The organism is Vibrio sp. 1731 (genome assembly GCF_033339955.1).
Lineage (GTDB): Bacteria > Pseudomonadota > Gammaproteobacteria > Enterobacterales > Vibrionaceae > Vibrio > Vibrio alginolyticus.
Genome location: NZ_JAWOVO010000006.1, coordinates 45362 through 60334, shown reverse-complemented (window position 1 = coordinate 60334; position 14973 = coordinate 45362). Strand labels below are relative to the sequence as shown.

The 14973-nt window shown below is 43.7% G+C and carries 15 protein-coding genes; 7 read left to right on the top strand and 8 right to left on the bottom strand.

The annotated features are described in order from the left end of the window. Positions 1–22: 22 nt before the first annotated feature. Positions 23–1252, bottom strand: coding sequence for a peptidase T (gene pepT / locus R7035_RS08940; protein WP_151515725.1), 1230 nt, complete (start codon positions 1250–1252; stop codon positions 23–25). 170 nt (positions 1253–1422) lie between these two features. After that, the gene (locus tag R7035_RS08935) at positions 1423–2286 is read right to left on the bottom strand and encodes a DUF6279 family lipoprotein (protein WP_171342612.1); all 864 of its coding nucleotides are present in this window, start codon (positions 2284–2286) and stop codon (positions 1423–1425) included. Between the two features lie 261 nt (positions 2287–2547). Between R7035_RS08935 and R7035_RS08930 the strand changes: the two genes are divergently transcribed. Continuing rightward, a complete protein-coding gene (locus tag R7035_RS08930) occupies positions 2548–2721 on the top strand; it encodes a hypothetical protein (RefSeq protein WP_005373524.1) in 174 nt (57 codons plus the stop codon). 90 nt (positions 2722–2811) lie between these two features. On the opposite strand, the gene R7035_RS08925 is transcribed toward R7035_RS08930, so the two are convergent. Together R7035_RS08925 and narQ are read right to left on the bottom strand one after the other, a co-directional pair. Then, positions 2812–3426 (bottom strand): response regulator, encoded by a 615-nt coding sequence (locus R7035_RS08925; protein WP_031777156.1) that lies wholly within the window; start codon positions 3424–3426, stop codon positions 2812–2814. A gap of 4 nt (positions 3427–3430) precedes the next feature. Continuing rightward, complete coding sequence (narQ, locus tag R7035_RS08920) at positions 3431–5167, bottom strand: nitrate/nitrite two-component system sensor histidine kinase NarQ (RefSeq protein WP_025767926.1); 1737 nt, start codon at positions 5165–5167, stop codon at positions 3431–3433. 247 nt (positions 5168–5414) lie between these two features. On the opposite strand from narQ, the gene napF reads away from it, so the two are divergent. The 6 genes from napF to R7035_RS08890 all read left to right on the top strand — a co-directional run bounded on the left by napF (position 5415) and on the right by R7035_RS08890 (position 10029). Next, complete coding sequence (napF, locus tag R7035_RS08915; RefSeq protein WP_080276949.1) at positions 5415–5900, top strand: ferredoxin-type protein NapF; 486 nt, start codon at positions 5415–5417, stop codon at positions 5898–5900. 47 nt (positions 5901–5947) lie between these two features. Next, positions 5948–6256, top strand: coding sequence for a chaperone NapD (locus R7035_RS08910; RefSeq protein ID WP_005373535.1), 309 nt, complete (start codon positions 5948–5950; stop codon positions 6254–6256). Further along, entirely contained in the window at positions 6253–8742 is a 2490-nt protein-coding gene (napA, locus tag R7035_RS08905) for a periplasmic nitrate reductase subunit alpha (protein ID WP_206949619.1), read from the top strand. The genes R7035_RS08910 and napA overlap by 4 nt, the downstream gene beginning before the upstream one ends. A gap of 78 nt (positions 8743–8820) precedes the next feature. Further along, a complete protein-coding gene (locus R7035_RS08900; protein ID WP_005389061.1) occupies positions 8821–9276 on the top strand; it encodes a nitrate reductase cytochrome c-type subunit in 456 nt (151 codons plus the stop codon). A 28-nt stretch (positions 9277–9304) separates the two neighbouring features. Further along, positions 9305–9883 (top strand): NapC/NirT family cytochrome c, encoded by a 579-nt coding sequence (locus R7035_RS08895; protein WP_005373542.1) that lies wholly within the window; start codon positions 9305–9307, stop codon positions 9881–9883. An 11-nt stretch (positions 9884–9894) separates the two neighbouring features. Further along, positions 9895–10029, top strand: a complete 135-nt coding sequence (locus tag R7035_RS08890) for a TIGR02808 family protein (protein WP_005373546.1) — start codon at positions 9895–9897, stop codon at positions 10027–10029. 170 nt (positions 10030–10199) lie between these two features. On the opposite strand, the gene phaC is transcribed toward R7035_RS08890, so the two are convergent. The 4 genes from phaC to R7035_RS08870 all read right to left on the bottom strand — a co-directional run bounded on the left by phaC (position 10200) and on the right by R7035_RS08870 (position 14395). Then, on the bottom strand, positions 10200–11975 hold the full coding sequence (gene phaC, locus R7035_RS08885; protein WP_005373548.1) for a class I poly(R)-hydroxyalkanoic acid synthase: 1776 nt from the start codon (positions 11973–11975) through the stop codon (positions 10200–10202). 66 nt (positions 11976–12041) lie between these two features. Then, positions 12042–12389: a phasin family protein gene (locus R7035_RS08880; protein ID WP_005373550.1), complete on the bottom strand. Its 348-nt coding sequence runs from the start codon at positions 12387–12389 to the stop codon at positions 12042–12044. Between the two features lie 44 nt (positions 12390–12433). Beyond that, positions 12434–13642, bottom strand: coding sequence for an acetyl-CoA C-acetyltransferase (locus R7035_RS08875; protein ID WP_318146111.1), 1209 nt, complete (start codon positions 13640–13642; stop codon positions 12434–12436). Positions 13643–13654: 12 nt separating this feature from the next. Then, complete coding sequence (locus R7035_RS08870; RefSeq protein WP_005477336.1) at positions 13655–14395, bottom strand: SDR family oxidoreductase; 741 nt, start codon at positions 14393–14395, stop codon at positions 13655–13657. Between the last annotated feature and the right edge of the window lie 578 nt (positions 14396–14973).

Here is a 14973-nt window from a genome sequence, read left to right as displayed (position 1 = left end):
CAAGAGGTCTCGACGTAGTCTTTTAACTGTGTTTTTTCGCAGTGAGCTCAGCAATTTTGACAATAACGAGTACTGATTTTTCCATCATTTCAACAGAAATAAACTCATGAATTCCGTGGAAGTTAAAACCACCGGTGAAGATATTCGGGCACGGCAAACCCATAAAAGATAAACGAGCACCATCTGTACCACCACGAATAGGTTTTATAATCGGTTCCACATCACACGCTTCCATCGCTTGCTTTGCCAGCTCAATGATATGAGGGTAAGGCTCAACCATTTCTCTCATATTGTAATAGCTGTCTTTTATTTTTAGCTCTACAGAACCATGGCGTAAACCCGTGTTCATTTCATCGACGAGTTTCTGCATAAAAGCTTTTCGATCCTCAAGTCTTTGACGGTCAAAGTCTCTAATAATGTAACCTAGCTCGCTTCGTGCAACGCCCATTTCTGCCGATTTTAGATGGAAGAACCCTTCGTAACCTTCGGTTGTTTCCGGAGTTTGATCTTGGGGCATTTGAACTTGAAATTTCGCAGCCAAGTTCATCGCATTGACCATTTTGCCTTTTGCGGTACCTGGATGAACGCTAACTCCATGAAAAATTACATCAGCGTTTGCTGCATTAAAGTTTTCGTATTCCAATTCACCTTGCGGGCCACCATCTATAGTGTATGCCCATTTCGCGCCAAATTTTTTAACATCAAACAAATCTGCACCACGACCGATTTCTTCATCCGGAGTAAAGCCGATACAAATGTCGCCGTGTGGAATGTCTGGGTTTTCCAGTAGCAGAGCTACCGCGGAAAGAATCTCTGCGATACCAGCTTTGTTATCCGCGCCAAGTAATGTAGTGCCATCGGTAGTAATAAGATTGTGGCCATGTAGGTGATGTAAATCTGGGTATTGCACGGGAGATAACACTTCATCCCCCAACCCTAATGCAATATCGCCACCCTGGTAATCTTCGATGAATTGCGGCTTTACGTTTTTGCCAGATGCATCCGGCGCGGTATCCATATGGGCAATGAAGCCGATAGGAGGAACCTCATAATCAACATTGGCTGGCAGTTTAGCCATCAAGTAGCCATTTTTATCCAAAGTCACGTCACTTAAGCCAAGTTCGAGCATCTCTTTTTTAAGTAACTCAGCAAACACAAACTGGCCAGGTGAACTTGGGCAAAGCGTCACATGTGGATTGGATTGGGTATCAAACGTGACGTATCGAAGAAATCTTTCAACTAAATGTTTCATATTTATTCTCATTGTTTTGTACGATGAGGCCATATCACGCATTGATAAGCTGACGTTGCCTCATCAAACCTCACGCTATGTTACGCTCTTAGTTCAATAAGAATTTGCTTTGAATCATTTTTTGATAAGAAAGGCTTTTGCGCTTTGCTTCCGCTCATTGAAGCATGAATTTAATCTAAAAGTTCCTCTGCCAGTACTCGCCACTCTTTAACCTTTTCACGAAAATGACGCCATTGCTTATCGGTCATCGAACGAGAAACATCTAATGTCAGTTGATCAACCAATGCAAAGTTAGAGTCAATATTCAGAGAAAGCTGCTCACTATAATAACTCTCTGGCTCGAACAAGAGTCGCATAAATATATCTTGATAAGTCACAACATTAGATTTGTTGTCGAACAAGTATTCGAGCTCTTGATATACCGTGGCTCGATAATCTCTCCATAAAGGGCTGTTTAAAATAACTTGCTGAGAAAATCTTTGAGCTAATTGACGCTGATTTCCTGATAGATTCCCCAGCCATTCTTCCATCCACTCTTCAGTGTTATCCAGAATAATTTCACGCACTTCGTCTTCTGTCTTATCGGCATATTTTGCGTTTCGCTCTTGATAATGTTCTTGTACATTACTCAAAAACTCGCGTTCTTGCTCTTTCGTTAATTGCAAACTTAACGCAAAAAGATCTGGTGCTGCTTTGCTGACCACTCTATCGTAATGCGCTCGCATTCTATCTCGATTTTTTTGTAAGTAATTTAAGGTGATATCGCTCGCTTTTAATCTCTCAAGGTCTTTTAAATGTTCGATATATATTGGTAACTCCTCTTTCTTGTGCCAGTCTGCCAACAATAATAAACGCTCTTCCACTAGGACTTCTTGTTCCCCTTGCAACGAGACATAGTCCTCTAAGTAATCGAGCACGAACCAATCGATATTGCTGTATAAAAACTTTTTCGCACAACCGGCAAGCAGAAATACGAAACAAAATAGAAGGCCATAACGAAGCGCCTTATTAGATACATCCTTTAATTTAGTCACTTATTCGTATTCCCTTTTCTGTTGATTAAGTTCTATACTCAACCTGTATCACTTAGTATTGCGGCAAACTTACACCAGTGTGACAAATATTGATTGCCACCTTAATAATATATAGAGTTTGAAATTAACTTTTTGATCACAGCTATCCGCAAAAAAGTGAGTTAGAGCGCAATTATCGGCTAAAAAACGTACCGAACGACGCTCCCTATAACGGCATATAATTTGCATGGATGTTTTTTGGATGGTTTATGGAGGCGAAGTATGGCAGCCGCTGAGCAACTTGATACCAGTGTAGAATATGAGATTCGATATTTTGAACAGGGGAAAATGCACTGCATGAGAGTCATTGCTGAAAGCAAAAAAGTGGCTTATCAGTACTATTTGGAGTGTGGTAAGCACAACAGTGACTTGTACTCTATTCGCCCAGACAAGTAAAAAAACCGCCTAACAGGCGGTTTTTTTATTCGTCAGAATCAATATAACTTTTTGATTTTATTTATTATTACAGATTCAAATCCAACAATGTTATTTGATGTCTCCAAAGCGCTCAAGATAAAGGACGGTTGCTGCAGTACGAGAAGGAACTTGAAGCTTTTTAAGTAAACTCTTCATATGTACTTTAACCGTAGACTCAGAGATAAAAAGACGATCGGCAATTTGCTTGTTGCGGAAACCTCTTGCCACCTCTCTTAAGATCTGCGATTCACGATCGGTCAGTGTATCAAACACGTCCTCTTGCTCTGAACGTTCACTCAAATACTTAGAAACTTCTTGGCTGTATGCCTTGTCCCCTTGGTGCGCTTGTTTTAGCAACTCAACCAACTCATCGGGCTCAGTGTCTTTCAATAAATAGCCATCGGCACCACTTCGAACTATTGCTTCTATATCTGCTGGGCTATCCGAAACGGTTAGAATGACAATTCTGGCTTCACAGCCATCTGCACGCAGTGCTTGCAAAGTATCAAGGCCAGACATGCCTTTCATATTAAGATCAAGAAGTACAAGATCCAGTTCCAGCTCATGCGCTTTCGCTACTGCATCCGCGCCATTACTTGCTTCTGCAATAACCTCAAACTCAGGCTCAAAGCTTAAAAGCTGGTGGATACCTCTTCGCATGAGTGGATGATCATCCACCAGCATTACTTTACACACTGTCACTGTTTACTTCCTTACTATGTTGGAATTCTAATTTTACGGTACAACCTTTGTTTATCGATGCTTCGATGTGAAGATCGGCATGCAGTCTAGCGGCCCGCTCTTGCATGATACTCATACCGTAATGATTTAATTTTTCGTCTTGATGTTCAAAGCCTATTCCATCGTCGCTAACGGTTACTGTGACTTTTCCATCATTATCGAGACATTGAATGTGAATATTATCTGCTTGCGCATGTTTGATAGCATTAATTGCCGCTTCTCTTATCAACTGTAGTAAATGAACCTGCTGATGTGCATCCAGTTCAGTTGATGAAAGTCTATTTTTTAGCGTAATGTCCGCAGCAGTTTGTTCACTGAGCGTTTCAACCATGTCTTGCAATGCTTGGCCAAAACTGCCCTCTTTAATCGTAAGACGAAACGTCGTCAGTAACTCGCGTAACTGCGTATAAGCGGCAGATAAGCCCGTATCTAGCTCGGCAATAACTTGATTAGCCTGCGCGATCGCCTTTTCGTCAGGCAAGTTCTTTACGCTTCTCTTCAACAAAGCGACCTGAATTTTTAAGTAAGAGAGTGCTTGAGCCAATGAATCATGCAACTCCCGAGCAATAGTGGCTCGCTCTTCCATCAGCAGAATTTGTTCTGCTTGGCGCTGCGCCCGATTGTAATACACGGCGCGTGATAAAATCTGCACGAAGTTGTCAATAAGAGCCTCGTTCGGACAAGGTAACCCTGCTTTCCAATATAAATAGCCCAAGTGCTCACCATCTAGCATCAGGGCTTTACCGTGGCAATCTTCATCACAATCTTGGCAGCATTCTTCTCCTTCCATCAATATCCAGCTCGGTTCTCCCAGCTGCTCGATTTCAAGTTTGACCGCTTTAATGCCCTCAAGACTGACGATATGCTGCAAAATCGCCTGGAAATTGTCTTGATTAATACGCGACGCCGTGAGTTCTTTTGACGAGTCATACAGCACCTCTAAAGACTGGTTGGCATGCTGCAATTTACGTGTTTTCTCATCAACCGCTTGTTCTAATCCTCGGTACAACTTACCAAGGTCTGTCGCCATCCGATTAAAGGTTCGAGTCAGTATTCCCATTTCATTATCGCTGGATACATTGAGCGATATATTAAATGAGCGATTTTTAATTTGCTCGCTAGCAAAAACTAAAGCACGCAGAGGCCGAACAACTTCGAGGCGCACAAAATGAACGACAAACATACTGACACAAAGAATGCCACCCAACCCTAACCCGCCGATCCAGGCTAAGTTAATCAGTTTTTGCTCCGAAAAGCTTTGCAGCTTAAATACAAACTCATCGATTTGTTCAACAAAACCTGCCACTAGGAGTTGATATTCTGCCGGGTTGTCTCCTCTAAGCACCGCCTTGAGTTCATGCCATCTGATAATAAGACGGTAGTAATCGTGAGTGATGTCTTCTGGCACAGACCAATGCTGAAGCGCTTTCATTGAAGGTGAATATATCGAATGTTCAAATGCGTCAATATGTGAAGAATAGTCAACAGATTTAACCTGAATATCATTCGCCAGACGGTAGCTTTGCATTCGCATCGAGCCAGCAACATTGACGGCTTCAGCATCGTTCAAACTGGACGCTAACGTAAAAATTGCAAAACCAGTCGTAGCGACTGAGAGCAGCAAAATAAGAAGCATCGCGGACGCAATCGTGCGCGTCACCGACTTTTTCACATTTTTAAACAATCTGAGTTCCTCGCCCATTAACAATCCTATTTTTACGTGCAATGAACCCATTACCTTTCAACTTTATCAATATGTGATCACCTGCGACGGAATTTATTGATCCAAAACAATATTGCATACCATTTACCCCCTAAGAGGTATTTATACAAATATGTCAAAAACTACAATTTCGTTAGTTTAAATGACAGTTTATTAATGAAAATTGTGGACTATGCTTAGTTTGGGTTCCAAGTTTCGAGGTGACTAAGTGGTAGACCTTTCCAGAAGAAGACTCTTTGCAAGAAAAGCGCACCCCGACAACGCCGTACGTTTGCCTTGGTTAACTAAACCGCAACAGTTTACGGACGATTGCACTCGCTGCGGTAAATGCATTGAGGCCTGTGAAACAAAGATTATAACCAAAAGTGATGGCGGATTCCCCTCGGTCGATTTTTCCATCGATGAATGCACATTTTGCTATCAATGTGCAAACGCCTGTCCTGAGCCCCTTTTCTTGCCAGAAACAGAACAACCTTGGCAAGCAAAAGCAAGTATCAACGATAACTGCTTAGCAAAACAAAATGTCGAATGCCGAAGCTGTGGGGATATGTGCGACCCGATGGCAATTCAGTTCAAATTAGAACTGGGGAAAGTAGCACAACCCAATTTAGACCTTGATGAGTGTAACGGCTGCGGCGCCTGTGTTTCAGTGTGCCCGACTTCATCCATCAATGTGAGCAATATAACAGCCTAAGCCGAATGTCGTCGGCCAAAGGCAATAAAAATAAATGAGAGAGCTATATGTCACTAAATGAAGTGCATATTTCAAGTTTGGTAGTACATGTGCTGCCGGAACATTTGGACGAAATCAAACAAAAGATAGAAGCACACGAAAATGCGGAAATCTATGGTGACAGTCCTGAAGGCAAGATTATCGTCGTACTTGAAACTGAGAACCAAGGTTTCATCACAGACACTATCGATGCCATTAATAATTTACCGAACGTCTTAAGCACGGTATTGGTTTATCACCAAATCGAAACTGGGCTTGAAGAAACGGATGAAGAAGACACTGGAACACAACATTCCCAAATCGAGGGTGAAGTATGAAAATGACAAGACGTGCGTTTGTGAAAGCAAACGCGGCTGCATCAGCTGCTGCTGTCGCAGGTGTGACACTACCAGCATCTGCAGCCAACCTGATTGCAAGCTCTGATCAAACCAAAATCACATGGGACAAAGCACCTTGTCGTTTCTGTGGTACAGGCTGTTCTGTTCTTGTTGGCACTCAAAACGGCAAAGTGGTAGCAACACAGGGTGACCCAGAAGCACCAGTAAACAAAGGTCTGAACTGCATCAAAGGTTACTTCCTTTCTAAGATCATGTACGGTCAAGACCGTCTAACTCAACCGATGCTACGAATGAAAGATGGCAAATTCCACAAAGATGGTGAATTTACACCTATCTCTTGGGATGACGCTTTCGACATCATGGCTGAGAAATGGAAAGCTTCCCTCGAGAAAAAAGGCCCAACAAGCGTAGGTATGTTTGGCTCAGGCCAATGGACAGTAATGGAAGGCTACGCTGCGTCAAAGTTAATGAAAGCAGGCTTCCGATCAAACAACATTGATCCAAACGCTCGTCACTGTATGGCTTCTGCCGTTGTAGGTTTCATGCGCGCATTCGGTATCGATGAGCCAATGGGTTGTTACGATGACTTCGAGAACGCAGACGCTTTCGTTCTTTGGGGCTCAAACATGGCAGAAATGCACCCGGTTCTATGGACTCGCATTACTGACCGCCGCCTAAGCCACCCTCACGTTAAAGTGAACGTGCTTTCTACTTACTACCATCGTTCATTTGAGTTGGCAGACCACGGCTACATTTTCAATCCTCAGTCTGACCTTGCAATTGCTAACTTCATCGCAAACTACATCATCGAAAACGATGCAGTAAACTGGGACTTCGTGAACAAACACACGAACTTCACTCAAGCAGACACTGACATCGGCTACGGTCTACGTGACGATGATCCGCTACAAAAAGCAGCGAAGAACCCGAACTCTGGCAAACTCACTTCTATCTCATTCGAAGAGTACAAGAAATCAGTAGCGCCATACACAGTAGAGAAAGCATCTGAAATCTCTGGTGTTGAGAAAGAGAAGCTTATCGAGCTTGCGAAGCAATACGCGGATCCAAATACGAAAGTGATGTCTCTATGGACGATGGGTATGAACCAGCATACTCGTGGTGTATGGATGAATAACTTGGTTTACAACATCCACCTACTAACCGGTAAGATCTCGACTCCGGGGAACAGCCCATTCTCACTAACGGGCCAACCATCAGCATGTGGTACCGCTCGTGAGGTTGGTACGTTTGCTCACCGCCTACCAGCGGACATGGTGGTTGCTAACCCTAAACACCGTAAGATTGCAGAAGACATCTGGAAACTGCCAGAAGGTACGATTCCACCAAAACCTGGCTTCCACGCCGTATTGCAAGACCGTATGCTGAATGACGGCGTTCTGAACTGTTACTGGGTTCAATGTAACAACAACATGCAAGCCGGTCCAAACATCAACACAGAGCGTCTTCCAGGTTACCGCAATCCAGAAAACTTCATCGTTGTGTCTGACCCATACCCGACAGCAACAGCACAAGCAGCAGACCTTATTCTTCCTACCGCAATGTGGATTGAAAAAGAAGGTGCTTACGGTAACGCAGAGCGTCGTACCCAAGCTTGGTACCAACAAGTGGGCACAGTCGGTCAAGCAAAATCCGACCTGTGGCAGCTAATGGAGTTCTCGAAACGCTTCAAAATGGAAGAAGTGTGGCCTGAAGAGCTTCTAGCGAAAGCGCCTCAATACCGTGGTAAAACAATGTACGACGTACTTTACCGCAATGGTAACGTCGACAAATTCCCTATCGAAGAAGCTCGTGAAATGAATGACGATGCTCACCACTTCGGTTTCTATGTTCAAAAAGGTCTGTTTGAGGAATACGCAACATTTGGCCGTGGTCACGGTCATGATTTGGCTCCATACGACCGCTACCACCAAGTACGTGGTCTACGTTGGCCTGTTGTTGATGGTAAGGAAACACAGTGGCGCTTTAAAGAAGGTTCAGACCCATACGCGAAAGAAGGTTCTGGTTGGGATTTCTACGGCAATGCTGATGGCAAAGCGAAGATCATTTCCGCGCCATACGAAGCGCCACCAGAAGTACCGAACGATGAATTTGATATGTGGTTATGTACTGGTCGTGTTCTTGAGCATTGGCACACAGGCACCATGACTCGTCGTGTACCTGAATTATACAAAGCAGTACCAGACGCAGTGTGTTACATGCACCCAGAAGACGCAAAAGCACGCAATGTTCGTCGTGGTGAAGAAGTACTCATGGCAAACAAACGCGGTGAAGTACGCGTTCGTGTTGAAACTCGCGGTCGTAACCGTCCGCCAAAAGGTTTGGTATTCGTACCGTTCTTTGATGCACGTATTTTGATTAACAAGCTTATCCTAGATGCGACTGATCCACTGTCTAAACAGACAGACTTTAAGAAGTGCCCAGTCAAAATCACTAAGATTGCTTAACCTTCAGATACTGAATGCTACGGCCGTCATTATGGCGGCCTAATAAAGAATTTAAGCCATAAAGGCGGAGATGAAATGATGAAAAAATTACTTGTCGCAGTTTTATCTGTAGGTGCGTTAGTGACAGGCATTGCGCAAGCTGAGTTGGATAATCCAGGTGGTATTGGAGGTCTAGAATCTTTACGTGGAATGTCTCAATTGGAAGATACGCGTCCAGCAGACGAGTTCAAAGACTTCCCTAAAGATCAAATTGTTGAAGACAGCTATGTTTATCAACCACCGTTGATCCCACACAGCATTCGTCACTACGAAATTTCGTTAAATGCTAACAAGTGTCTTGCATGCCATAGCTGGAAAAATGCAAAAGAGTCAGGTGCGACTAAAATTAGCGTAACGCACTATGTAAACAGAGAAGATGCGGTACTGGCAGATATGTCTCCTCGTCGTTACTTCTGTTTGCAATGTCACGTTCCACAAACGGATGCAAAACCACTAGTGGAAAACGAGTTTAAGGCAGTCGATTCGCTTCAGTAATTGAAACGCGAGTACTAAGAGGTTACTTATGAAAATACTTAAAGCGTTTTGGAAGAGACTGTCGAGCCCGAGTAAAGCTGCCGCTGGTGTGGTTTTATTTCTAGGCTTCGCTGGTGGCCTTCTATTTTGGGGCGCATTCAACACAGGTATGGAAGCAACCAACACAGAAGAATTCTGTTCTGGCTGTCACGCGCCGATCGTTGCTGAAATTCAAGAAACAATTCACTACTCCAACCGATCTGGTGTTCGTGCGATTTGTTCAGACTGTCACGTTCCTCATGAATGGACGGATAAGATCGTTCGTAAAGTACAGGCATCTAAAGAGCTATTTGCACACTTCGTAACGAAGACGATCGATACGCCAGAGAAGTTCCAAGAGCGTCGTGGCCACCTCGCAGAGCGAGAGTGGGCACGTATGAAGAAGAATGACTCTCTTGAATGTCGTAACTGTCATGAGTTTGATTTCATGGATTACTCTCAGCAAGGATCACGTGCGGCAGAACAACACTCCACCGCTCTCGCTTCAGGCGAGAAAACATGTGTAGACTGTCACAAAGGTATTGCGCACAAACTACCAGACATGAGCGGCGTTGAAGGCTGGCACTAAGGAGACTTACCATGAGTACATTAGAATCTGTAATTTGGCATATCCTTGGCTACAGTGCTATGCCAGTGATTATTCTTTCCGGCTTTGTGGCGGTAGCAGCAATCTCTCTCTGGCTGCTGTCATTTGGTAAGGATAAAGAGGTGTAACGTAACGCATCTCTACTCGTCAACTAGCCTATTTGTTGACACTGAGCGCCGAGCAAATGCTCGGCGCTTTTTATTTATTGCTCAATGGTACTTGCCAACAATAAACAAGCAATCATACATAAAAAAAGCGACCATAAAGGCCGCTAAGATTTACTGCTATAGGGAGTTATTTAAGATTCTTTTACTGGCAGAACCTGTTTGACGTATTGTCCTGGCGCTTCATCAATAACCGGATGGTTTTCTGAGCCAATAGGGAAAGGCTCAACTTGCTCTTTAGGGTTGAATTGGAGTAACCACTCGTTCCAGTGTGTCCACCACGATCCCTCTTTGTGTTCCGCGTTATTCAACCACTCATCAGCAGAGTCATCCAAATTATCGTTCAACCAATAACCATACTTATTTTTAGCTGGAGGGTTCACGATGCCCGCAATATGACCAGACTCACCGAGGACAAATGTTTTGTTGCCACCCGTGTTCAGCGCACCACGGTAAGTTCCCTGCCATAACGCAATATGGTCTTCTTTCGTTGACACAAAATAGCTAGGAATTTTGATCTTATTTAGATCAATCCACACTCCACCAATTTTGACGCCTTTATCTTGCACTAGCTTGTTCTCTAAATAGAGCTCGCGAAGCAAGAAATTGTGAGATGCAGCGCTGACGTTGGTGCTGTCACTATTCCAGTACAACAAGTCAAAATCGACTGGGCTATTGCCTTTCAAGTAGTTGTCTACGTAGTAGTTCCAGTACAAGCTGTTTTCACGCAGTAAACTAAACGTCACGCTTAAGGAACGGCCGTCCATATACCCTTTTGCGTTATTTTGCGCTTCAATTGCACTAACAATGGTGTCATTGATATACGCGCCGACTTCACCTGGTTGAGAGAAGTCGAGCAACGTGGTGAAGAAAGTGGCAGACTTGATGCGCTTCTTCATACGTTTTGCAGCGTAGTACGCAACCGTGCTTGCTAAAACAGTACCACCAATACAATAACCAGCCGCATTGATTTGCTCTTGTCCTGTTATATCTTCAATCGCAGCGACGGCTTTCACCACGCCTTCTGTCACGTAGTCACCAAACTCTATGTGCGCTTGAGCCTTGCCTGGGTTACGCCAAGACATCATAAATACACTGTGCCCCTGCTCTAACAACCATCGAACCATTGAGTTCTTTGCTGTTAAATCAAGGATGTAGTATTTATTGATGAAAGGTGGGACGATGAGCAGCGGCGTCGCATTCACTTTCTCTGTTAGAGGTCGATATTGAATCAACTCAAACAATTCGTTTTGAAAAACCACATTGCCCTGTGTCGTCGCAACGTCATCGCCCACGCGGAATGCATTGTTATTCGTCATACGAATTTTTAAAATGTCTGCGCTCGACTCAACGTCTTCTTTCAACTGTTCTAAGCCTGCCAGTAAGTTTTGACCGCTTTGCTCAAGTGTCAGCTTCAAAAGCTCTGGGTTAGTGGCGATGAAGTTGGAAGGAGAAAGGGCGTTAATGGCTTGGCGAGAGAAAAAAATAATACGTTCTTTCGTCTTTTCATCTAAGCCTTCCAAAGACTCGATGGTGTCCAGATAGGTCTTACTAAATAAAAGGTAGGATTGTTTGATGAAGCTATACATGGCTTCATTTTGCCACGCTTCGTTTGAGAAACGCTTATCCCCTTTTTCAGCTTCGACGATTTGTGCTTGGTTCCCTGCCAATGCAACATTCTGCCAAATTTGCAGCTGCTGTTCCCACCACTGTGCTTGCAGCTTTAAAATCGCAGCAGGCTGATTCGCAGCTTGTTCGAACAGTTTGGCAGTATCCTCAAAGTTCACTTCTTGCATGGCCTTGTTTAAAGGAGAGTTCACGACTGCCTTGTTCACTTCGAAATCATGCCACCACTGATGATTGGTTTCCTGAAGCTTCACAAGATAGTCCGAAAAGAAGTGTTGAAACATAGTCTTACTCCTATATTCGGAAAAAACAACGCCGCCCAAATCTAGGGGCGGCGAGAATCGGACAAATTACGCTGGAGTAACAGTCTTTAGATTTTCCGAAGTCATTTTCTCAACGTCTTCTTTGAACTCTTTTGCAATCGCTTGAAGCTTGTTGCTGTCATCCATCATTTGTTGAGAAAGTTTAGTAAGTACGCTTAGTTGCTGACTGTTGAAAGCAGTCAATGACGTTACGTCTTTGATTTCTGTCGCTGCTTTCATCTGGTTTAGACCCACTTCACTGTATGTGCGAATGGCGTTCAATTGAAGCTCGGTCAACACTTCTACGTTTTTTGTCACTAGCTTGTTGAACTTCAAGTAAGGTTCTAGATTTTTTTCAGTTTGATCGCTAAATGTTTTGAAGAAATCTGTGTACATGGTTTGTCTCCTAGAGAAAGAATTAAAAATGTCCGTTTAAATAATTACTTAACTGTCTTTACAACCACAGCCGTGCCCATGCCGCCGCCCACACAAAGTGAAGCAACGCCATATTGACCATTTTGCTTATGAAGCTCGTGAACCAGCGTGACTAAGATTCGGTTGCCAGAAGCACCAAGCGGGTGTCCTAGCGCGATAGCACCACCGTTAAAGTTCGCTTTATCTTGAATCGCGTTAACTGGAACTTGGTTTGTTTCCGCCAACTGATGAATCACGCCAAGTGCTTGCGCTGCAAATGCTTCGTTTAACTCGTAAACGTCGATGTCGTGTACACTGAGTTCTGCTTTTTCGAGTGCTTTATTGACCGACTCAACAGGACCTAGGCCCATGATCTTCGGATCAAGACCCGATTGCGCGTAGCTTACGATCTCAGCAAGCGGCGTTAATCCGTGCGCTTTAACTGCGCTTTCAGACGCAACGATAATCGCACTCGCGCCATCGTTAATGCCCGACGCATTACCCGCAGTCACTGTGCCTTCGCGGTCAAAAGCAGGACGCAGCTTGCTTAAAGCTTCCATTGTTGCGTTCGCTTTTGGGTATTCATCGGTATCGAATAGTACGGTTTCTCGACGCTGTTGCACTTCCACTGGCACAATTTCGTCTTTGAATTTACCTGCTTCAATAGCGGCTACCGCTTTCTGTTGACTAGACAACGCATATTCGTCTTGCTGTTGACGAGTTAGGCCGATTTCTTTTGCTACGTTTTCTGCCGTCACACTCATGTGATATTGGTTGTAAACGTCGGTTAAGCCGTCCGCTACGAGCAGATCTTTCAGCTCCAGATTGCCCATTTTGTTGCCATCACGAATGCTGCTTGGTGCGGCAAACGGAATCTGAGACATGACCTCAACACCCGCCGCAACAACGATCTCTGCATCGCCACTACGGATATGAGAAACTGCGTCCATGACCGTTTTCATACCACTACCGCAAACCATGTTTACGCCGTATGCAGGAACAGATTCGGGAATCCCAGCAAACAATGCCGCTTGGCGGCCAACACCCATGCCTTGACCTGCACCAACAACGTTGCCGACAATCACTTCGTCAACCTTGTCGCCAGCCAACTTTGCTTCTTCTAACGCGCCCTTAATCGCTACTGCTGCCAGATCGCCAGCTGAGGTATTTTTCAGGCTGCCACCAAAAGCGCCAATTGGGGTACGCTTCGCCGCTACGATAAATACTTTTTCCATCATCTTATCTCCTTAGTGCATGTATAGGCCGCCGTTCACCGACAAAGTCTCACCGGTGATATAGGCGCCGGCATCGCTGACCAAGAAGCTCACTGATGCTGCAATTTCTTCTGGTGTCGCAAGGCGTTTCATTGGGATTTGGTTCGTGATGGATTCCAACACTTCTGGCTTCATTTGCTCAACCATTGGCGTACCTGTGTACCCCGGAGCGATAACATTGACCGTCACACCCGAGCGAGCGCCTTCGTATGCCAAGGCTTTAGAGAAACCGATCATCCCAGCTTTCGCCGCCGAGTAGTTTGCTTGACCAAACTGCCCTTTTAGACCATTGACTGAAGAGATATTGATGACACGACCACCACCTTTTTCGCACATTGCTGCGAATAGGGGTTGCGTAACGTTGAATAGACTATTGAGGTTGGTATTGATGACATCATTCCAAGCTTGCGCAGTCATCTTTTTAAACACGCCATCGCGTGTGATACCTGCGTTGTTGACAACAACATCAATGGTTCCTTCTTCCTCAAGCAATTGCGCTAACTTCTCCGCACACTCAGCGGTGTTTGTTACGTCCAACTCAAAAAGGCGAACCTGATCTTTGGTAAACCCTTTACTGTTGAACCACTCCAGCGCACATTCGTAGTTACCTGTGAAATAAGTAGCGATTACACGGTAACCGTCATTGACTAATTGAGAGGAAATAGCAGAACCAATTCCGCCTTTTGATCCAGTGATCAAAGCGACTTTCTTCATTGAAGACTCCATTCTTAACGGCATTTAAAAAGCAAACTTAATACACTGATGAAATAGTTCACCAACTGACGTGTTTATTTATTCTTTTGACAACCAATCCTGTGCTGCCTTTTATTTTAAGTTAACCTAGAAATATTACATTTCAAATAAAAAACTAAACCATTTGCATAAGATTGATTTAGATCTCATTACACATGAAATGTTATAAAATGGTTAATTCTTCATGACTCATTGTTTTTAATAGTACTTACCTGAAACGCCAGCCTACCAACACGGCAAATAAATACTTATATATCATATAGTTACATACAGAACGACAGACGTTACATTATGTCATGATTTAAGATCTGAATTTTAAGCCTATATGATTACAACAAACTTGAGATTAGAATAATAATTCAATTATCAGTAAAAATAATTATCAAACATATCATTTAATTACTGTGTTTAATGATAATTTAGTTATCAATTCGATTATTTTAATACAGTGATGATTAATACCGATAAAATATAATAAATTAAATATATTTAATCTAAAAATGATATAAGAGCTTGTCTCATACTGGTGCAATACGCAC